We start from the raw sequence: 20777 nt of genomic DNA, 5'->3' as shown, positions 1-20777 counted from the left end.
AGGAGGTTGGATCCGTTGCGGACCGACAACGGTCCCCGGCGCAGCGCCGCGGGACGGCCGGCGGGCCCCCAGCCCGCCAAGCGGCAGGCGATATTGGAGGCGGCCGTGGCCGTCTTCCTGCGCGAGGGATACGCGCGGGCCGGCGTGGACGTCATCGCCGACGAGGCCCGGGTGTCCAAGCAGACGGTTTACAACCACTTCGGCGACAAGGAACGGCTGTTCATCGCCGCCGTGGACGGCGAGCGGGAGCGGGCGGCCGCCCGTTTCGCCGCCGACTCCCCGTCCGCCCCCGAGCGGTACGACGACGCCGACATCCGTACGGCCCTGACCGCCTTCGGCCGCCGGGTGCTCGCCGTCCTCCTGGACGAACGGGCCTCCGCCCTGCGCCGGCTGGTCATCGCCGAGGTCGCCCGCCACCCCGCACTGCGCCCCGCCTGCGCGGAGGGCGAACCCCAGCAACTGGTGAAATACCTAGCCGAAACGTTTGGCCGGCGCACCGACCGAGGGGAGCTGAGCGTCCCCGATCCGGCCACCGCCGCCCAGCAGTTCGTGGCCCTGCTCATCCAGCAGGGCCTCTACCAGTCGATGTACGGCACCCGCCCGATCACCGACGGCGACACCGCGGCCATCTGCGAGAATGCCGCGGATCTGTTCGTCCGCGCCTACCGCAACGAAGCGTGAAGAGGTGACACCCATGCGTGTGAACGTGCTCGGACCGCTGACGCTGCGCCACGGCGCCCTCTCCGGAGTGCCCAGCGCGATGAAACCGCGCAAGGTCCTCTCCCTGCTGGCGCTGGGCGACGGCCGAATGGTGCCGGTGCGGTCGCTGATGGCCGAGCTGTGGGGCGACCAGCCGCCGCGGACCGGACTCACCACGCTGCAGACGTACATCCTGCACCTGCGCAAGCTGCTCGCCCAGGTGCTCGGCATCCCATCGGCCGGCGTCGCCCGGGAGGTGCTGCAGACCAGACCCGGCGGCTACGCCCTGGCGCTGTGCCCCGGGCAGCTCGACGTCCACGACTACCGCGCTCTCGTCGCCGAGGGCGACGGCGCGCTGGAGGCCGGCGACGAGCAGGCCGCCGATGCGGCCTTCCGCCGGGCGCTGGCCCTCTGGCACGGCCCGGCCCTGGTCGACGTCACCCCGCACGGGCGGCCCCTCCAGGCCGAGGTGGCCCGCCTGGAACAGTCCCGGCTCACCGTCACCGAGCGCGGTATCGAGACCCGGCTGCGGCTCGGCGGCCATCTGGAGGTGCTCAGCGATCTCGCCTCGCTCGTCGTGGAGCACCGCTTCCACGAGGGCATCCACGGCCAGTACATGCTCGCCCTGCACCGCTCCGGCCAGCGCACCCGCGCGCTGGCGGCCTATCAGCGGCTGCGGACGGCGATGACGGAGGAGCTGGGCCTTGAGCCGTCCGCGAAGCTCCAGCGCCTCCAGCGGGCGGTGCTGGCCTCCGACCCCCGGCTGGACCATGAGGCGGGGGCGCCGGGGCCCGGTCCGGTGGTGGCGTAGCGGCCTGGCTACGACGCCGAGGCCGCGGGAGACGGCTCCGACGGCTACGCGAGCGTCATCGAGGTGCTGAGGAACCCGGCGGACGGCCGGTAGAACCGCGGACCCGCCTTCTCAGACGTCGTCGTCCTCCTCTTCGAGCCGAGCCAGCCAGGTCGCCAGCCGCTCCACCGGCACCTCGAAGTCCGGGTTCAGGTCGACGAAGGTCCGCAGCTGCTCGGCGAGCCACTCGAAAGTGATCTCCTCGTGGCCGCGTCGCTGCTCCAGCTCCTCGATGCCGCGGTCGGTGAAGTACACAGGGTCGCTCCGGTGGGGGTGAGGTTGATCTACAGGCCCAGGATATGCGGCGGCCCGGGCGGGCGCTCAGCCGTAGCCGCGCAAGGCGTCGATCAGGGTACGTGCCTCGGGCGCCCCACGGCGGAGGAGCAGCACGGCGGTGGTATGCAGCTCGTTCCAGGCGTGCGGGCGGCCTACTGCTGAGGCGTCGGCGGAGCAGTCCAGCGCGGTGTGTACGGCCGCGTCGGCCTGACCGGCCGCGGCGAGGGCATGGGCGAGGCAGGCGCTGTACCACGATCGATCGCGCCGATACGGCGCGGGAAGGGCGTCGACCCCGGGGCGCAGAAGATCGACGGCGGCGTCCCAGCGGCACAGATGCATCTCGGCCATGCCACGCTGCAACGTGAACCAGTTCTCTCCGTAGAAGTACATCCACGGTGGCTCGTCCTCGGGGCGCTCGGCGGCCCGGGCGATGAGCCCCTGCGCCTCATCGAGGAGACGATGGGCCGCGTCGGCCTCGCCGTCCAGCGCGTGCCCGCGAGCCTCCATCTGAGCCGCCATGCCCTGCACCCCGAGCGAGATTCCGGGGGACGCCCAGCGTGCGGCCTGGGCAAGACGGACGCAGCGGCGGGCATCCCCAGCGGACCAGGCCAGATGCGCCTTCATGCTGAGCGTCGTGGCCGCCATATGGGGGTCGGCGGCTTCCAGGGCCCACTCATGCGAACGGTCGTACCAGGCCAGTGCGGCCGATGAATCCCCTTGGTCCTGCGCCATCCAGGCGAGGAACTGCGCGTGCTCGGAGGCGAGTCGTATCACCCGGGTGGCCAACTCGCTCCCAGCCGTGCCGTGGAGGCCGACCACCGTGCTCAACTGCTGCCTCATGATCCCGACAAGCGGTCGCGAGCCGATATCGTCCTCTGCCCGGCGATGCTCGGCGAGCAGCCGGTCCAGCCAGTCGAGGATCGCGCGGTCGACGCGGGCGGGGCCCCTTACGGTCTTCGTCAACCGGTCGAGCAGATCGGGGTCGGGTGCGAGGGGCGACAGCTCCAGAGAAGCGATGGGAGCTGTCTCACGCGCGGCGGCCTGCGGCGGGGCGCTTTCCCAGGGGCGGGGCCCCAGGCCCACCAAGTGGCCAGGAATGCGGAGCGCGTCGGCGATCTGCCTGATCTTTTCGTACGTCGTGATCGAGCCTTCGCCTCGGGCTAACTTCCCGACCCGCTCCGGCTTGATGTCGCAGGCATCCGCGATCTTGAGAAAGCTGATGCCGCCCCACTGCCGGGCCAGCCGGAAGACGGTCCCGAAATCATGGCACCGCAGCGCCATGCGTACATCTGATCGGTCGAGAACCTGCGGGGGGAGAGCCGCGGGCGAGATGTAGCCGGACATGTGATTCCCAAAGCTTGCTGATGAGAAGAACGGCATATCAGCGATCTCAAGGCGAATTCTACCCATCATGGGTATCCCTCACGTGGGGCATCGAGACCTCGGCCCGGTAGCCACCCTGAGAGGAAGCGAGAGGAAGGAACGCCATGGGGGACCACGGAAAACCGCCCGCACCGAATCCGCAGCCCAAGCAGCCGTCGCCACGTGACAGCGACGGTCAGCACCCTGATGTATCGAAGCCCGGGGGCGGGACACACCGTAAATGAACTTCGATGAGCTGCGGGTCCGGGCCGCCGACGCGCTCGACGAGGTGGACGGGTTTGCCGAGGCGTGGATGCGAGAGACCTTCCTCAAGGTCCCGCGCCATGCCTTCGTCTCCGACACGGTCTGGGTCTGGCGGAACGGGGCCTACCGCCCGTTGAGTGCTGTCGAAGAACCTGATGAATGGGCCGCGTTGGTCCACGATCCACTGACGCCCGTCGTCACTCAGGTCGACGACGGGAAGGCCGAAGCCGAGGGGACGCTGCCCACCAGCTCCATCAGCGCACCCAACGCCGTGTTCACCATGCTCGCCGCCGCCGACATACGCCCCGGCATGAAAGTGCTCGAAATCGGCACCGGTACTGGCTACAACGCCGCTCTGCTGTGCGAGCGCGCGGGGGAGGCGAACGTGACGTCGGTGGAGGTGGACACCGCGCTCGCTGAGGCGGCTGCCCGGCGGCTGGCCCACGCCGGGTATCGCCCCCGGGTGGTGGCCGCGGACGGCGAGTGCGGCTGGCCGGCCGACGCCCCGTACGACCGGGTCCTGTGCACGGCCTCGCTCCAGCGGGTCCCCTTCGCCTGGGCGAAACAGACCCGCCCCGGGGGCTTGATCGTCACGCCCTGGAAGACGACCCTGCAGCCGCATGGGATGGCATGTCTGCGTGTGGCTGACGACGGCGCCTCGGCGAGCGGCCATTTCGGCTACCCGATGTCTTTCATGGACCTGCGCGGCCAGCGCCGGCCGGACTCCCCGCTCGAGGACGTGTACACCCCAGCGTCCTGGGAGGAGAGTCGCGACAGCCGCACCGACCTTGACCTGTCCTTCCTGGAGACCGGCTTCCATGCCTTTTTCGCCCTGGGCCTCCGGCTCCCCGGTGTCCACTGGGACAGCGACGGGTGGCTTGCCACCACTGACTCGTGGGCGTACGTCCGCGACGGCGCCGTCCACCAGTGGGGCCCGCGCGACCTGTTCACCGAGCTGGAGCGCGCCTACCGGTGGTGGCGGGAGGCCGGATCGCCGGAGCTGTACGACTTCGGGCTCACCGTCACCACCGACGGGCAGACCCTCTGGCTCGGTGCCCCGGACAGTGGGCGGTCCTGGGATCTGTAGCTTCCACCGCGTGATCCATATCGAGGAGATGGCCGCGCGGCTGGTGGAGGTTCCCGGTGTCGGCGGGGTGACGCTCGGGGGCAGCCGGGCCCGAGGACCTCGGGGTGTACTACCGGCAGCCGCTATACGTCGAGGTGCTGGGGTCCTCGGGTGGGGGCCCGGCGGAGCGGGTGGCGCCGGCGGGGGCTCTGGTCGGTGAGGTACGGGCGGTCCTTGGCAGGTAGCTCAGTCGGCCGTCTCGTCCAGCAGCCAGGCCACGAGGGCCCGTACGGCGCCGGATATTGCCGCGGAGAGGAGGACGATCAGCGGGCGGGGGCGGTTCGTGGGTGTCGGCGGCATCGCTGACCTGCTTTCGTGAGACCGGCAGGGGTACCGGGGGTACGTTCACGATGTGCGGAGTCCTGGGCGTTGCGGCAGCCCGCACGCGTTGCGGACGGTCATCAACAGGGGAGGGGGGACCCATGGAGGACGAAGTGCTCGGCGGTGAGCTGGTGCCGCAGCCGGAGCCGGGCCCGCTGGAGAGTGGGCGGGTGGGGGACCTGAAGCCGGTGCCCGAGCATGTGAAGCCGCCGTGCCGGGAGTTGGCGCTGGGCCTGCGTGGGCTGTTCGGGGCGGTCAGGGTGTCCCTGCGCGTCTTCGCCCTGCGGATGCACTACGACCCGGCGACAGTCTCGCGCTATCTGAACGGCACCGTGGTGGCACCCGCGCACTTCGTGGACCAGCTGCTGGCCGCCGCCGCGAGGGCCACCGGGCGGCCGTCCTCGGCCGAGGTCGTGGCCCATGTGCATGCCCTGCAACGGGCGGCGTTGCAGGCCACCAACAGGGCCGGGTGGGAGCTTCAGAAGCTGCGTGACCAGCTGGCCGACGCCGATCGGGAGCGGCAGCAGGCCGAGGTGCGGGCGGAGGCCCTGACGGAGGCGTTGCAGGCGCGGAAACAGCGCATCGCGGAGATGGAGGTCGAGCAGCGGCGAATCGCCGTCGCGGTCTCGGCCGAGCGGGACGATCACCGTGCGGAGGCGGAGCGGCTCAAGGGCGAGCAGGAGGACTTACGGACGGAACGGGACCGGCTGCGCGAGGAAGTCGCCCGGCTCCAGTACGAGCTGGGGCAGGCGAAGCGGCAGGCGCTGGAGGCCGAGGAGCGGTGCGAGGCGCTGGAGCACCAGCTGCAGGCGGGGGAGGATGCGGTCGGGGCCACGGCGGAGGCCGAGGCCGAGGACCCGGTGTCGCATCGGCTCTGGCTGGCCGAGGAGCAGGCCACCGCGGCCGAGGAGCGGGCCCGTCGGTTGGAGCGGGAGCTCGCGGAGCTCCGGTCCAGGCGCCCCGGACCTCCCATCACGGTGGTTTATGAGGCCGCCGGCCGCTCCTGGGCGGAGTGGATCGCTCGTCGGCTGGCGGCCGCGGGCGCGGGCGAGCTCAGGTTCGAGCGCTGGAATCCGTCGGGCCGGTTACCCTGGCCCTCTGGAGTCGACGGCTGTCTGGTGCTGCTGCTCAGCGGCAACCTCATGGGGAGGGGACTGCAGGCCGTGCGCGAGCTGGTGGAATCCGGTCCGCCTGCCGAGCGCATCGCGATCTTCCCCATCGGCGACCGGGCCATGCCTGGATCCCTCGAGACGCGGGAGGTCGACGAGGAGGCTGTCGGTCGGCTGCTGCGCGAGGTCGGCCTTTCGTCCGCACCGTCCTCCCACGCGACGCCGGAACGCGTACCCGACATCTGGGACGGTGTGCCGCGCCGGAACCCCCGCTTCACCGGGCGAGACGACCTCCTCCAGCAGCTCCACACCCGCCTGAGGGCGGCCCCCGCCGAGGCGGCCGTGTGCACGCTCGTCGGGACGCCGGGCATCGGCAAGACGCAGCTCGCCGTCGAGTACGCGTACCGGTACGCCTCGGAGTACCGCGTGGTGTGGTGGGTCGCGGGGGACGGGCGCGCGGCGCTGCGGGAACGGCTCGCCGCGCTCGCTCCCGCCCTCGGCCTGGACGTCGGACCCGAGATCGGCGATCGGATCCGGGCCGTGCTCGACGCCCTGCGCCGTGGCCATCTGTACGACGGCTGGCTGCTCGTCCTCGACGGTGCCGAGATCCCCGACGATGTGGCCGGACTACTGCCTTCCGGGCGTGGTCACACACTCCTCACCTCGCGGAACCACGCCTGGCGTGACCACTACGCCGAGTTGCTGGAGGTCCCGCCGCTGACCCGCGAGGAAGGCGTCGCGCTCGTCCGGCGCCGGGCTCCCCGGATCGAAGCCGAGGAGGCGGAGCGGCTCGTGGCGGCGGTGGAGGGCCTGCCGCTGGCGCTCGACCAGACCGCAGGGTGGCTGGACGGCTCGACCATGTCCGTGGCGGAGTACGTGCGTATGGTGCGCGAGGGCGAGCCGATCCCGGTGCGGGCCGGGGCGGACTACCCCCTCCCGTATCCCGAGGCGTTCAAGGCATTCGTCGAATGGCTGCGTCAGCATGCGAAGGCGGGGGCCGAACTGCTGCGGCTGTGCGCGCGCTTCGGGCCCGGCCCGGTGCCGTTGGCGCTGCTGCGGGCCGTCCCGGCGGATCTGGTCTCCCCGGCGGTCGCGGCGCTGCTGGAGAGTCCGAGCCAGTGGGAGCTCGCCATGGGCGGACTTGTCCACGCCTCGGCCGTCCGGGTGGAGGCGGACGCCCTCCATATGCACCGCTTCGTACGGGATGCGGTCCGCCGAAGGACTTCCGACGACATGCGGGACAAGGACGCCCACCTCGTCCGCTCCGCGCTCGCCGCGACGGACCCCGGCAGTCCGGAAGACCCGTCGACCTGGCCGCGCTACGCGGAACTCATGCCGTACGTCGAGTCGTCGGGCGCGCTGGCGGACGGCCCGGCCCGGCAGCTGTCCCTCAAATGTCTGACGTATCTCAGGCTGAGCGGCGCTCATGAGGCCGCTCGACGCCTTGCCGAGCCCGTTCTGGACGTCCAGGACCGCGCCGCCGCGCCGGACTGGGAGCTGACCCTGGGCTGTACCGCCGTGCTGCGGGCAACGGGGGACTACACCCGCGCCGAGCGGCTGGACCGAGCGGTCCTGGGGCAGCTGCACATCCCCGACTCGATCGACGCGATGAGCGCACTCGCCGCCGACCTGCGGGGGCTGGGGCTCTATCAGGAGCCGTACGAGCTCTCCCGGCGACAGTTGGACGCATGTCTGCCGTTCGAGGGCGATGAGGACTACCTCCGAGCCCACTCCGATGTGGCCGCTTCGCTGCGCACGCTCGGCTCTTACGCGCAGGCCCTGGAGTATGACGAGAAGGCCGTGCGGCAGCGGCGAACGGCTCCCGGGCTCAGCACGCTCGCCTCCGGTACCAACTACGCCTGGGACCTGCGGCTGGCGGGCCACTACGCGAAGGCGCTGGACCATCAGGCGCGCAACGTGGAGGTGCACCGCGATCACGTAGGGCCCCAGGCCCCGCACAGGCTGACGGCCGAACATCTCTTGGCGCTGTGCCAGGTCAGCTGCGGTCAGACCACGTCCGGCGCCACCCTGCTCGGCGAGACGCTGCGTCGGGCGGAGGGTCTCTTCGGCAGGGACGCCCCGCTGTCCCTGATGATCGCCTCCGGCTACGTCTGTGCCCTGTGGCGCGACGGCAGGCTCGAAGAGTCCCACGCCCTGAGCCGCTTCGTCGCGGAGACCTACCGCACGAGGCTGGGAGGGCGGCACCCCTACACCATCGGTGCCCAGGCCAATCGCGGGTTGACCCTGCTGCGGAGCGGGGAGGCCGATCGGAGCCGGACGGTCCTGGAGACGGCTCTGGCGGAGATGACCGCCGTACTCGGTGAGGACCATCCCTGGACGCTGGGGATCGCCCTCAACACCGCCGCCTCCTGCTACGCCACTCGCTCCTGGACGGACGCCTGCGCGCTGAGCCGGGAGACCGCGCTGCGCGCCCGCGAAGTGCTGGGCGAGCGCCATCCGCTGACCCTGCTGGCACAGGTGGGGCTGGCCGCGGATCTGCGGGAGCTGCCGGGCGGGCGGGACGAGGCACGGGCGATCAGGCAGGTGGCCATCGGCGGCTTGGAGGCCACGCTGGGGCCGGGTCACCCCCAGGTGTTGGCGGCATGGCAACGCGTCCGCCTCGTCTGGGACTTCGAGCCGCTGCCCGTCTGACCGGGCGGGCGAGCCCGTACGCCGGAAAGCCCGGCCCCGCGTTATATCGCGGGAACCGGGCCTTCCGTACGGACTCGGGCGACCGGTGGGTCAGATCTCGAAGACCTCGCTGACCAGCGCCTGCTGCTCCGCCTGGTGGCGCTTGTTCGACCCCACCGCCGGCGAGGACGAGTGCGGCCGGGAGACGCGGACCAGCCGCTCGGCGGGGGGGACGTCGGCGCCGACCGACAGCTCCAGGTGGTCGATCAGGTTGAGGGCCATGAACGGCCATCCGCCCTGGTTCGCCGGCTCCTCCTGGGCCCAGACGAACTTCTGCACGTTCGGGTACTTGGCGATCTCGGCCTGAACCTCGGTGCCCGGCAGCGGGTACAGCCGCTCCAGCCGGATGATCGCCGTGTCCGTCGCACCGCGCTTGTCCCGCTCCGCGGCCAGGTCGTAGTAGACCTTGCCGGAGCAGAAGACCACCTTGCGGACCGCGGCCGGGTCGGCGCTCTCGTCGCCGATGACCGGACGGAAGGCGCCGGAGGTGAACTCCTCGGTCTTCGACGCCGCGGCCTTCAGACGCAGCATCGACTTCGGGGTGAAGACGACCAGCGGCTTGTGGTGCGGGTTGTGGACCTGCCAGCGCAGCAGGTGGAAGTAGTTCGACGGCAGCGTCGGCAGGGCGACCGTCATGTTGTTCTGCGCGCACAGCTGGAGGAAGCGCTCGATCCGGGCCGACGAGTGGTCCGGCCCCTGGCCCTCGTAGCCGTGCGGCAGCAGCAGCGTGACGCCGGAGGTCTGGCCCCACTTCTGCTCGGCCGAGGAGATGAACTCGTCCACGATGGTCTGCGCGCCGTTGACGAAGTCACCGAACTGCGCCTCCCACATGACCAGCGACTCCGGCCGGGCCAGCGAGTAGCCGTACTCGAAGCCCATCGCCGCGTACTCGCTCAGCAGCGAGTCGTAGACGTTGTAGCGGGCCTGGTCCTCGGCGAGGTAGAGCAGCGGGGTGAAGTCGTCGCCGGTCTCGCGGTCCACCAGCACCGCGTGGCGCTGGCCGAAGGTGCCGCGGCGGGAGTCCTGGCCGGCGAGCCGGACCGGGGTGCCCTCCATGAGCAGCGAGCCGATGGCGAGGGTTTCGCCCATGCCCCAGTCGATCGTGTCGTCCTCGATCATCGCGGCGCGCCGCTGGAGCTGCGGGAGCAGCCGCGGGTGGACGGTGATCCGGTCGGGGATGTTGACCTGGGACTCGGCGATCCTCTTGACGACCTCCTGGGAGACCCCAGTGTTCACCGCGACCGGGAACTCCGGCTGCGGCTCGGGGACCTCGGGCTGGACCGGGGCGGAGACCGCGTCGCGGACCTCGGTGAAGACCTTCTCCAGCTGACCCTGGAAGTCCTGCAGCGCCTGCTCGGCCTCTTCCAGGGTGATGTCGCCGCGCCCGATCAGCGACTCGGTGTAGAGCTTGCGCACCGAGCGCTTCTTGTCGATCAGGTCGTACATCAGCGGCTGGGTGAAGCCGGGGTTGTCCGTCTCGTTGTGACCGCGGCGGCGGTAGCAGATGAGGTCGATGACCACGTCCTTGTTGAACGCCTGGCGGAACTCGAAGGCGAGCCGCGCGACGCGGACGACGGCCTCCGGGTCGTCGCCGTTGACGTGGAAGATCGGCGCCTCGATCATGCGCGCCACGTCGGTGGCGTACATCGAGGAGCGGGACGCGGCCGGGGCGGCGGTGAAGCCGACCTGGTTGTTGATGACGATGTGCACGGTGCCGCCGGTGCGGTAGCCGCGCAGCTGCGACATGTTCAGGGTCTCGGCCACCACGCCCTGGCCCGCGAAGGCGGCGTCGCCGTGGAGCTGCACGGGCAGGACGGTGAAGTCCGTGCCCGCCTTGCCGATGATGTCCTGCTTGGCGCGTGCGACACCCTCGACGACCGGGTCCACCGCCTCCAGGTGGGAGGGGTTGGCGGTGAGCGAGACCTTGATCTGCTCGCCGTCGAGGCCGGTGAAGGTGCCCTCGGCGCCCAGGTGGTACTTGACGTCGCCGGAACCGTGCATGGACTTCGGATCGAGGTTGCCCTCGAACTCGCGGAAGATCTGCGCGTACGACTTGCCGACGATGTTGGCCAGCACGTTGAGCCGGCCACGGTGGGCCATGCCGATGACGACCTCGTCCAGGCGCGACTCGGCGGCCGCGTCCAGCACCGCGTCCAGCAGCGGGATGACGGACTCGCCGCCCTCCAGGGAGAACCGCTTCTGGCCGACGTACTTCGTCTGCAGGAAGGTCTCGAACGCCTCGGCCGCGTTGAGCCGGCGCAGGATCCGCAGCTGCTCCTCGCGCTCGGGCTTGTCGTGGCTGCGCTCGACGCGGTCCTGGATCCACTTGCGCTGCTTCGGGTCCTGGATGTGCATGAACTCGATGCCGGTGGTGCGGCAGTACGAGTCGCGCAGCACGCCCAGGATGTCGCGCAGCTTCATCATGGACTTGCCCGCGAAGCCGCCGACCGCGAACTCGCGCTCCAGGTCCCACAGGGTGAGCCCGTGCTCGATGATGTCGAGGTCGGGGTGCTTGCGCTGGCGGTACTCCAGCGGGTCGGTGTCGGCCATGACATGGCCGCGGACCCGGTAGGCGTGGATCAGGTCGAAGACGCGCGCCGCCTTGGTGACGTCGTCGTCGTGGGAGACGTCGATGTCGCGGAGCCAGCGGACCGGCTCGTAGGGGATGCGCAGCGCCTTGAAGATCTCGTCGTAGAAGTCGTTCTCGCCGAGCAGCAGCTGGTTCATGATCCGCAGGAACTCGCCGGAGGCGGCGCCCTGGATCACCCGGTGGTCGTAGGTGCTGGTCAGCGTCATGACCTTGGAGATGCCCAGCTTGTTCAGGGTGTCCTGCGAGGTGCCCTGGAACTCCGCCGGGTAATCCATCGAGCCGACGCCGACGATCAGGCCCTGCCCGGGCATCAGCCGCGGCACCGAGTGGACGGTGCCGATGCCGCCGGGGTTGGTGAGGGAGGCCGTGACCCCGGTGAAGTCCTCCATCGTCAGCTTGTTCGCGCGGGCGCGGCGGACGATGTCCTCGTAGGCCTGCCAGAACTCGAAGAAGTTCAGCGTCTCGGCCTTCTTGATCGCCGCGACGACGAGCTGACGGTCGCCGTTCGGCTTGACCAGGTCGATGGCGAGGCCGAGGTTGATGTGCTCCGGCTTGACGAGGGTCGGCTTGCCGTCCTTCTCCGCGAAGGAGTAGTTCATCGTCGGCATCGCCTTCAGCGCCTGCACCATGGCGTAGCCGATGAGGTGCGTGAAGGACACCTTGCCGCCGCGGGCGCGCTTGAGGTGGTTGTTGATGACGATGCGGTTGTCGAACAGCAGCTTGACCGGGACGGCGCGCACGGAGGTGGCCGTCGGCAGCTCAAGGCTGGCGTTCATGTTCTTCGCGACGGCCGCGGAGGGGCCGCGCAGCGGGACCAGCTCCGGGCCCACGGGCGCGGCGGGCTCGGCCGCCTTGGGGGACGGCGTCGGCTCGGCCGGGGTCGGCTTGACCGGGGCGGGCTTGACCGGGGTGGGCTTGGCCTGGGCCGGCGCGGCCTGGGCCGCCGGGGCGGCCGCGGGCTTCGCGGCGGCCGGGGCCGCGGCGGCGGGCTTGCCGTCCGCCGGCTTGGCGGTCGCGGGCCTGGCGGCCGGCGCGGCGGGCGCGGGCTTCGCGGCGGCGGGCGCACTCGCGGCCGGGGCCGCAGGGGCGGCGCCCTCGCTCACTGTCTGTGGTGGCGTGGCCACGGCAGAGCTGGTGTCCTGGCCCGGCTTGTAGTCGGCGAAGAAGTCCCACCAGGCTCGGTCGACCGAGTTCGGGTCCTGGAGGTACTGCTGGTAGATCTCGTCGACGAGCCACTCATTGGGTCCGAAGGCAGCGGCAGGGTGACTTCCCTGCCCGTCCTGCTCGTCGGTCGAGACGCTCGAGGTGTTGGGGGACTGTGGCGACACGGCGGCAACCGCCCTCTTCCGCTTCCTAGGGTGGTGGACAGCGGGAATAAAGGCTACGCCCCTTGGACCCTTGCGTGCAGGCCGCACTGGTCATCGTCGTGCAAGTCACATTGATCGCCGGGTTTCGGCGCAGGATGCGGCGGGGATCAAGCGTGGTTCCGCTGTGTTTCCGCAGATACGAGCGAACACAGAAGGGCACCCACACCGCTCGGATGTGCGCGTCCGCGATCGACTTTACGTCAACTTTGATGTCTGGGGGGGCCCGGTTTGGCCTTCCGGGTCCCCGGGAGGGTGACTTTGATGCGGCAGCCCCGCGGGGACTCCGCCACGCCTATGCGCCCGCCGTGCAGATCCACCGCCCAGCGCGCGATCGCGAGCCCCAGCCCGGTGCCCCCGTCACTGCCCTGCCCCGGTCTGGGCCGCGCCGACGGCTGACCCGAGCCGTCCGGGGACAGCCCGCCCCGGTTGAACCGCTCGAAGACCCGATGCCGCTCCGCCTCCGGGATGCCGGGGCCCTCGTCCAGCACCTCCAGATCCAGGCTCTCGGGGCCCTCCCCGCGCCGCGCACGCACGGTGACCCGGCCGTGCGCCGGGCTGTGCTTCATCGCGTTGTCGATGAGGTTTGCCACGACCTGGTGGAGCCGCTCGGCGTCGGCGTGCGCGGTCAGCTCGGGCGGACAGACATCGAGGTGCAGATGGACGTCCTTACGGGCGTGCGCGCCCGAATGCGACTCCGCGCCCTTGGCCATGCTCGCTTCCTTGAGGATCCCGGCGAGATACGGCCACACCTCGAAGCGCCGCGCGTGGAGCGGCACCACCCCGTTGTCCAGCCGCGACAGATCGAGCAGCTGGTCGACCAGACGGCCGAGCCGCTGGGTCTGGCGCAGCGCGACCCGCATCGTCTCCGGATCGGCCTCCGAGACGCCGTCCACGACGTTCTCCAGCACCGCCCGCAGCGCCGCGATCGGCGTGCGCAGCTCATGCGAGACGTTGGCCACCAGCTCCTTGCGGTGGGTGTCCACCGCCTCCAGATCGGCCGCCATACGGTTGAAGGCGGTCGCCAGATCCCCGAACTCGTCCCGGCGCTGCGCCGCCCCCACCCGCCGGGTGTAGTTCCCGTGCGCCATCGCCCGGGTGACCTCGGTCATCTCGTCCAGCGGGGCCGTCAGGCCGTGCGCCACGAACTGGGTGATCAGCAGCGAGGCGATGATCGAGAAGACGGTGATCACGCGCAGCTCGGTGTCCGAGTGCAACGCCGCGAACACCAGCAGCGTGGTGATGATCACCGAGCCGATCACCAGCGCGCCCAGCGCCGCCTTGACCGAGCGGTACGGGTCGAACGGCCGCAGCGCCTCCCACACCCGGCTCCAGGTGGTGCGGCTCCGGGTGATCCGGCGGCCGGGACCGGGCGGGCGCATCATGCCGCCGGGGTCTCCAGGGCGTAGCCCACGCCGTGCACCGTACGGATCCGCTCCGCGCCGATCTTCCGGCGCAGCGCCTTGATGTGGCTGTCCACGGTCCGGGTGCCCGAGGCGTCCGCCCAGTCCCACACCTCGGCCAGCAGCTGCTCACGCGAGAGCACCGCGCGCGGGGTGTGCGCCAGGCACACCAGCAGATCGAACTCGGTCGGCGTCAAATGGACGTCGGAGCCGCGCACCCGCACCCGGCGCTGTGCGTGGTCGATCTCCAGCTCGCCCAGGCGCAGAATCCCGCTGCGCGGGGTGTGCGCGGCCAGCGCCGCCCGCTCGACCCTGCGGAGCAGCACATGCACCCGGGCCGCCAGCTCGCGCATCGAGAACGGCTTGGTCATGTAGTCGTCCGCGCCGACCCCGAGCCCCACCAGCATGTCGGTCTCGTCATCCCGCGCGGTCAGCATCAGCACCGGCACCGGCCGGCGGGCCTGCACCCGACGGCAGACCTCCAGACCGTCGAAGCCCGGCAGCATCACGTCGAGGACGAGCAGATCGGGCTGCCACGCCTCGGCCGTGTCGACCGCCGCCGGTCCGTCCCCGGCCGTCTGCACCTGGAACCCCTCGGCCCGCAGCCGGGCCGCGATGGCGTCCACTATCGTCGGATCGTCCTCGACGACGAGGACCCGGCGCTGGGCGCCGGGGGTGGTCGTGGCGGCCCCGTTGTGACCGATGTGCGTCTGCTCCATGCGCCCGCCCCTGCGTCTTCCCGTGAAACCTGCGGCTTCGCGCCTGGTCATCGCCCGGCCGCGTTAGGTAGGCAAGCAAGCGTAAAGCCAGCCTACGCGGCTCGGCTACGCGCCCCGAGCCGCGAGGTGCACGACGTCCGGAACACCTCGGGCAACGGCGATCTCTTCCGTACGCACCCCCGTGAACCCGGCATTCCGGAGCGATTCCTCAAACGCCGGTGACGGCTGCGCCGACCAGACCGCGAGCACACCGCCCGGCGTGAGGCGGTCCGCGCAGGCGGCGAGCCCGGCGGGGGAGTACAGGCCGCCGTTGTCCTCGGTGACCGTCCAATCGGGCCCGTTGTCGATGTCGAGGCACAGCGCGTCATAGCGCTCCGCGCCCGTCCGCACATGCGCCACCAGGTCGGCGTGGACGATCTCGGTGCGCGGATCGGCCAGCGCCTCGGCGGACACGGCCGCCAGGGGACCGTTGCGGTGCCAGTCGATGACCGCGTCCTCCCGCTCGACCACCGCGATCCGCCCCCACCGGGGCTCGGCAGCCGCCTCGGCGAGCGAGAACCCGACCCCGAGACCGCCGATGAGCAGGGCGGGCGCGCGGCGGTGGGCGGGCAGCGCGTCGAGGGCGGCGCGTACCAGCAGCCGCTCGGAGCGGCCGTCGGAGGTGTCCATGAGGAAGCAGCCGTTGGCGATGATCTCGAAGACGGTGGACTGGCCGTGGCCGTCCCGGCGCCGCAGCACCACCTCGCCGTACGGGCCCTCGCGACGGTCGACGGTCACCGGCGGCCCGTCGGTGGCGCTGTCGTACGGCTGGGGTGGTTGCGTCGGCGACTGCATGGGGTGGGGTCCTCCAGGTGTTCCGTGATGCCGCCATCCTCGCGCCGCCGCGACCTTCCGGTCCAGCCGCCGCGACCTTCCGGTCCAGCTGTCCGCCGTCGGCGCTGTGGCGGCGTTCACATCGCCAGTGGTTGCGCCGTGACATCACTCACGGCCCGTTGGTCGTTCTGTCGTTTGCGCGGAAAGGCGGGAATCGGGGAACAGACGTACGGCGGAGGCGGCGGACGAGGGAAGGGGCCCTGCGGTGACGACCTGGGCACGACCGGCCGAGACGGCGACTGACGACGCGGACGCGAGCACGGACGCGTCCGGGGCGGGCCCGGCCGCCCTCGGCGGCGGGGGGCCGGCCGTCCGCGCGGATCCGGCTGTCACGGACCACGGCGCGGCGGACGGCCTGGTGGCGCACGGCAGCGGCCCGGCCGCTGGGGCGGACGACGACAAGGCCACGGATGGCAGCCCGCGAGCGTCAGGCCGGGTCCCCGCTCTCGCCGGGGGATGCCCTGGCCGGGGCCCGGGCGCCGGTCCGCCCGCCCCCGGCGCCGGCGCGGGCCGCGTGGTGCCCGCTCCGGTCCCGGCTGTCGGCCATGGGCTCCCGGCCGGCCCTGGCCCGGGCCCGGCTGGCCCTGGCCCGGGCCCGGCTGGCCCTGGCCCGGGCCCGGCTGGCCCTGGCCCGGTCCCGGTCGGCCCTGGTGCGGGATCGGCTGGCCCTGGTCCGGGATTGGCCGGCCGTGGCCCGGGCCTGGCTGGCTCCGGTGCGGGCCTGGCTGGCTCCGGTGCGGGACCGGCTGGCCCTGGTGCGGGATCGGCTGGCCCTGGTCCGGGATCGGCTGGCCGTGGCCCGGGCCCGGCCGGCCCCGGTGCGGGCCCCGGCGGGGCGGGCCTCGCCGCCGGACCGGCGGCGAGGCGTCGGCGCCGGGACACTGGCGTGGCCGGGCGGGTGGGGGCCGTTGCCGTTGGGGCCAGTACGCCGCAGGCTCCGGCGCCCGCAGTGGCACGGCTGTGGCACCTGCTGCCGACGCTCACCGCGACGCCGTTCAGCCTCGGCTACGGGCTCGTCCTCCTCGGCACCGGGCTCTTCGCGCACCTCGGCGACCCCCGCACCGTCCATGACCTGCTCGCCGGCTCCAGTACCGATGTTTCCAACCTCTCCGAGCGGCCACTGCTCACGTTGCTCGCCAGCGGGCTGTGGATCGTGGGCGGCATCACGTCGCCGTATCTGCTCGCCTTCCTCCTCGTGCTCTCCGCGCTCGAGCGCCGCATAGGGGGGCTTCGCACCGCCGGGGTGTTTCTGGCTGGCCATGTCCTCGCCACGCTTCTCACCGAGCTGCCAGTGGCGGCGTCCGTCGCTGTCGGCGAGCTCCCGGACAGCTCGCTGCGCCGCCTTGACTACGGCGTCAGCTACGGGCTGATCGCCTGCGCGGGCGCCCTGGCGGGGCTGGTGCGGCCCCGGCTGCGGTGGGCCCTGATCGGCGGGGTGGGGCTGCTCATCGTCGCCGGGAGCCTGGTGGATTTCGATCCGCTCACGGACTGCGGCCATGTCCTCGCCCTGCTGACCGGCGTCGCCTGCCGGCCGTACGTCCGCCGCGTCGCGCGAGACCGCGCCGCTCAACGCCGTGGCGTGGATGGGTGGAGACGATCACGGTCGAGGTGGCGCCCAGCTCCCGCAGCAGCGCGCGGAACTCCATCCGCTGCTCGGGGTCGAGGCCGGCTGTCGGCTAAGCGGATGCTGAAGTTCGCCGCTGATCCCTCGCCGTTCGGCCTGGCCGAGGGCTTGGACGCCGAGAAGGATCAGCACTTGACTTCGCCGTGACCGCTTAGTCGAGCAGCAGCATGTCCGGGTCGTTGACGATCGCCTGGGCGATGCCGACGCGCCGCACCATGCCGCCGGACAGGTTGCGCACCTTCGCGTCGATGCGGCCGGCGAGCCCGATCCGGGCCACCGCCCGTTCCACGGCGGCGGCCGCGTCCGCGCCGGGCAGCCGGTCCATGGCGGCGCCGGCGTTCCCGTACTCCAGCGCGTCGAGTACCCGGTCCTGCGCGGAGGGGGCCGCGGTGCGGGTCGCGTCCGGCTCGTGACGGGCATGCGCGGCCTGCGCCTCGGCGCTGCGCCTCGGCGGTGCGCACGGCGGTGCGCACGGCGGTGCGCTGGGCGTCGGTGAGCCGCCGGGCCGCGATGGTCCACAGCCGGCCGCCCGCCTCGCCGCCGCGGTCCGCGGCGGCGGGCCGCCAGACGGTGACGAATGTGTCCCGGAGGACTTCCTGCACGTGTGTCCCGCAGGACTTCCTGCACGGTCTCCGGGTCCGGGCAGCGGCGGGTCAGCCGCGTGTACAGCCGGCCGCCGTGCCGGTCGTACAGGGCGGTCAGCGCGTCCGCGTCCCCCTTAACGACGGCGCGCGCTTAACGACGGCGCGCGCTTAACGACGGCGCGCGGCAACTCCGCGTCGCTTCGGTCTGCCCCCATGGGCCGGAACAGTCTCACGCCCCTCCATCGCTCGGGGCCCGGCCGACGGTTCACGCTTCGCTCGGTGTGTGCTCGCTCACAGCGAACAGACGCCCGGGAACACCTGAGCCCGGCCCTGCATTGAGAAGGCATTGAGTCTTATTGAGTCTGCTTGGCTCAACTTGCCTGCAGAAGGGGAGATCATGGCTTCGCTGTCCACACCGCTCACCCTGCCCGTGCTGCCTCTCGATGACGAGGTGGTGCTGCCCGGCATGGTGGTGCCGCTGGACCTTTCCGACACCGAGGTGCGGGCCGCGGTGGACGCCGCGCAGGCCGCCGCGCGTTCCACCGGGGACGGGAGCGGTAAGCCGCGGGTGCTGCTGGTGCCGCGGATCGACGGGACGTACGCCGGCATCGGCACGCTCGGCACCGTGGAGCAGGTGGGCCGGCTCTCCGACGGGGACCCCGGCGCGCTCATCCGCGGTCTGCGGCGCGTCCGCATCGGGGCCGGGACCACCGGGCCCGGCGCCGCACTGTGGGTGGAGGGCACCCAGGTCGAGGAGATCGTGCCCGACCCGCTGCCCGGTGCCGTCACCGATCTGATGAAGGAGTACAAGGCGCTGGCCACCAGCTGGCTGCGAAAGCGCGGCGCCTGGCAGGTCGTGGACCGGGTGCAGCAGATCGACGACGTCTCGCAGCTCGCCGACAACTCCGGCTACTCACCGTTCCTCACCGGCGCCCAGCGCGTCGAGCTGCTGGAGACCACCGACCCGGTGGCCCGGCTGAAGCTGGCCGTCACCTGGCTGACCGAGCACCTTGCCGAGCAGGACGTCGCCGAGTCGATCGCCAAGGACGTCCAGGAGGGCGTCGACAAGCAGCAGCGCGAGTTCCTGCTGCGGCGCCAGCTGGAGGCGGTCCGCAAGGAGCTCGCCGAGCTGAACGGCGATTCCGAGGACGAGTCCGATGACTACCGGGCCCGCGTCGAGGCCGCCGACCTGCCGGACAAGGTGCGCGAGGCGGCCCTCAAGGAGGTCGGCAAGCTGGAGCGGACCTCCGACCAGAGCCCCGAGGTCAGCTGGATCCGCACCTGGCTGGACACCGTCCTGGAGCTGCCCTGGAACGAGCGGACCGAGGACGCGTACGACATCCAGGGGGCCAAGGCCGTGCTGGACGCCGACCACGCGGGCCTGGACGACGTGAAGGAGCGGATCACCGAGTACCTGGCGGTCCGCAAGCGCCGCGCCGACCGGGGCCTCGGGGTCGTCGGCGGCCGACGCGGTGGCGCGGTGCTCGCCCTCGTGGGCCCGCCCGGCGTCGGCAAGACCAGTCTGGGCGAGAGCGTCGCCCGCGCGATGGGGCGCAAGTTCGTCCGGGTCGCGCTCGGCGGCGTGCGCGACGAGGCGGAGATCCGCGGCCACCGGCGTACGTACGTCGGCGCGCTGCCCGGCCGCGTCGTCCGGGCCATCAAGGAGGCCGGCTCCATGAACCCGGTCGTCCTCCTCGACGAGATCGACAAGGTTGGCTCCGACTTCCGCGGCGACCCGGCCGCGGCCCTGCTGGAGGTCCTGGACCCGGCGCAGAACCACACCTTCCGGGACCACTACCTGGAGGTCGAGCTCGACCTGAGTGACGTCGTCTTCCTCGCGACGGCCAACGTCCTGGAGTCCATCCCGGAAGCGCTGCTGGACCGCATGGAGCTGGTGCGCCTCGACGGCTACACCGAGGACGAGAAGGTCACCATCGCCCGTGACCACCTGCTGCCCCGGCAGCTGGAGCGCGCCGGCCTGGAGCCGGGTGAGGTCGTGGTGGCGGACGAGGCGCTGCGCAAGCTCGCGGGCGAGTACACCCGGGAGGCGGGCGTACGGACCCTGGAGCGGTCCATCGCCCGGCTGCTGCGGAAGGTCGCGGCCCAGCACGAGCTGGACGAGCGCGAGCTGCCGTTCACCATCGGCGGGGACGAGCTGCGCCCGCTGATCGGGCGGCCGCACCATACCCCCGAGTCCGCCCAGGACCCGGCCGAGCGCCGCACCGCCGTCCCCGGTGTGGCGACCGGGCTCGCGGTCACGGGCGCGGGCGGCGACGTGCTCTTCGTCGAGGCGTCGCTGGCCGACCCGGAGACCGGTGGCGCGGGGCTGAACCTGACCGGTCAGCTGGGTGATGTGATGAAGGAGTCCGCCCAGATCGCCCTCTCCTTCCTCCGCTCCCACGGCGCGGAGCTGGAGCTGCCGGTCGGTGACCTGAGGGAGCGCGGCATCCACCTCCACGTTCCGGCGGGCGCGGTCCCCAAGGACGGGCCGAGCGCGGGCATCACCATGACCACGGCCCTGGCCTCGCTGCTCTCCGGCCGCCAGGTGCGGCCGGAGGTGGCCATGACGGGCGAGGTGTCCCTGACCGGCCGGGTGCTGCCCATCGGCGGCGTCAAGCAGAAGCTGCTGGCCGCGCACCGCGCCGGGGTGACCACCGTGATCATCCCCAGGCGCAATGAGCCCGACCTGGACGACGTCCCCGCCGAGGTCCTGGAGAAGCTCGACGTCCACCCGGTCTCCGACGTCCGCCAGGTCCTGGAGCTCGCGCTCGAGCCCGCCTCGACGGTCGCCCCGGAGGTTCCGGTGGCGGCGTGACGGACGCTGCCGGCAGCCGTGGCCCGGAACCCCGCTTCGAACGGGGTTCCGGGCCACGCGTGACCTGTCGACCGTGCGTATCGTTGGACTAACCGGCCGCATACGTT

11 protein-coding genes and 3 pseudogenes are annotated in these 20777 nt (G+C 71.9%); 6 read left to right on the top strand and 8 right to left on the bottom strand.

What is annotated here, in order from left to right:
* Positions 1-15: 15 nt before the first annotated feature.
* Positions 16-681 carry a TetR/AcrR family transcriptional regulator gene (locus ABZU99_RS01280; protein WP_356044240.1) on the top strand — a complete coding sequence of 222 codons (666 nt, stop codon included), beginning with the start codon at positions 16-18 and terminating at the stop codon, positions 679-681.
* A 13-nt stretch (positions 682-694) separates the two neighbouring features.
* A complete protein-coding gene (locus ABZU99_RS01275; RefSeq protein WP_355946867.1) occupies positions 695-1510 on the top strand; it encodes an AfsR/SARP family transcriptional regulator in 816 nt (271 codons plus the stop codon).
* A gap of 111 nt (positions 1511-1621) precedes the next feature.
* On the opposite strand, the gene ABZU99_RS01270 is transcribed toward ABZU99_RS01275, so the two are convergent.
* Both ABZU99_RS01270 and ABZU99_RS01265 read right to left on the bottom strand, forming a co-directional pair.
* Positions 1622-1804, bottom strand: a complete 183-nt coding sequence (locus tag ABZU99_RS01270; protein ID WP_355946869.1) for a DUF6104 family protein — start codon at positions 1802-1804, stop codon at positions 1622-1624.
* A 66-nt stretch (positions 1805-1870) separates the two neighbouring features.
* Positions 1871-3106 carry an XRE family transcriptional regulator gene (locus ABZU99_RS01265; RefSeq protein WP_356044244.1) on the bottom strand — a complete coding sequence of 412 codons (1236 nt, stop codon included), beginning with the start codon at positions 3104-3106 and terminating at the stop codon, positions 1871-1873.
* Positions 3107-3428: 322 nt separating this feature from the next.
* On the opposite strand from ABZU99_RS01265, the gene ABZU99_RS01260 reads away from it, so the two are divergent.
* The gene (locus tag ABZU99_RS01260; RefSeq protein WP_356044246.1) at positions 3429-4538 is read left to right on the top strand and encodes a methyltransferase domain-containing protein; all 1110 of its coding nucleotides are present in this window, start codon (positions 3429-3431) and stop codon (positions 4536-4538) included.
* Between the two features lie 461 nt (positions 4539-4999).
* A complete protein-coding gene (gene fxsT / locus ABZU99_RS01255; protein WP_355946874.1) occupies positions 5000-8659 on the top strand; it encodes an FxSxx-COOH system tetratricopeptide repeat protein in 3660 nt (1219 codons plus the stop codon).
* Between the two features lie 90 nt (positions 8660-8749).
* Here fxsT and ABZU99_RS01250 read toward each other — a convergent pair whose 3' ends face one another.
* From ABZU99_RS01250 to ABZU99_RS01235, 4 genes are all read right to left on the bottom strand, one after another.
* Positions 8750-12616 (bottom strand): multifunctional oxoglutarate decarboxylase/oxoglutarate dehydrogenase thiamine pyrophosphate-binding subunit/dihydrolipoyllysine-residue succinyltransferase subunit, encoded by a 3867-nt coding sequence (locus ABZU99_RS01250; RefSeq protein WP_356044249.1) that lies wholly within the window; start codon positions 12614-12616, stop codon positions 8750-8752.
* Between the two features lie 239 nt (positions 12617-12855).
* A complete protein-coding gene (locus ABZU99_RS01245; protein WP_355946880.1) occupies positions 12856-14037 on the bottom strand; it encodes a HAMP domain-containing sensor histidine kinase in 1182 nt (393 codons plus the stop codon).
* Positions 14034-14774, bottom strand: a complete 741-nt coding sequence (locus tag ABZU99_RS01240) for a response regulator transcription factor (protein ID WP_355854461.1) — start codon at positions 14772-14774, stop codon at positions 14034-14036. Before ABZU99_RS01240 ends, ABZU99_RS01245 begins: the two co-directional genes overlap by 4 nt.
* A gap of 105 nt (positions 14775-14879) precedes the next feature.
* Complete coding sequence (locus ABZU99_RS01235) at positions 14880-15608, bottom strand: spermidine synthase (RefSeq protein ID WP_355946882.1); 729 nt, start codon at positions 15606-15608, stop codon at positions 14880-14882.
* A 244-nt stretch (positions 15609-15852) separates the two neighbouring features.
* On the opposite strand from ABZU99_RS01235, the pseudogene ABZU99_RS01230 reads away from it, so the two are divergent.
* Positions 15853-17181 (top strand): annotated as a pseudogene (locus ABZU99_RS01230) (rhomboid-like protein); the annotation flags it as partial.
* A 49-nt stretch (positions 17182-17230) separates the two neighbouring features.
* On the opposite strand, the pseudogene ABZU99_RS01225 reads toward ABZU99_RS01230, so the two are convergent.
* Both ABZU99_RS01225 and ABZU99_RS01220 read right to left on the bottom strand, forming a co-directional pair.
* Positions 17231-17563 (bottom strand): annotated as a pseudogene (locus ABZU99_RS01225) (ATP-binding cassette domain-containing protein); the annotation flags it as partial.
* 187 nt (positions 17564-17750) lie between these two features.
* Positions 17751-17973 (bottom strand): annotated as a pseudogene (locus tag ABZU99_RS01220) (hypothetical protein); the annotation flags it as partial.
* Positions 17974-18252: 279 nt separating this feature from the next.
* Here ABZU99_RS01220 and lon point away from each other — a divergent pair.
* On the top strand, positions 18253-20670 hold the full coding sequence (gene lon, locus ABZU99_RS01215; protein ID WP_355946885.1) for an endopeptidase La: 2418 nt from the start codon (positions 18253-18255) through the stop codon (positions 20668-20670).
* The last annotated feature ends 107 nt before the right edge of the window (positions 20671-20777 follow it).

The organism is Streptomyces sp. NPDC005266, assembly GCF_040607655.1.
Classification (GTDB): Bacteria; Actinomycetota; Actinomycetes; order Streptomycetales; family Streptomycetaceae; genus Streptomyces.
This window is presented reverse-complemented; position numbering and strand designations above follow the sequence as displayed.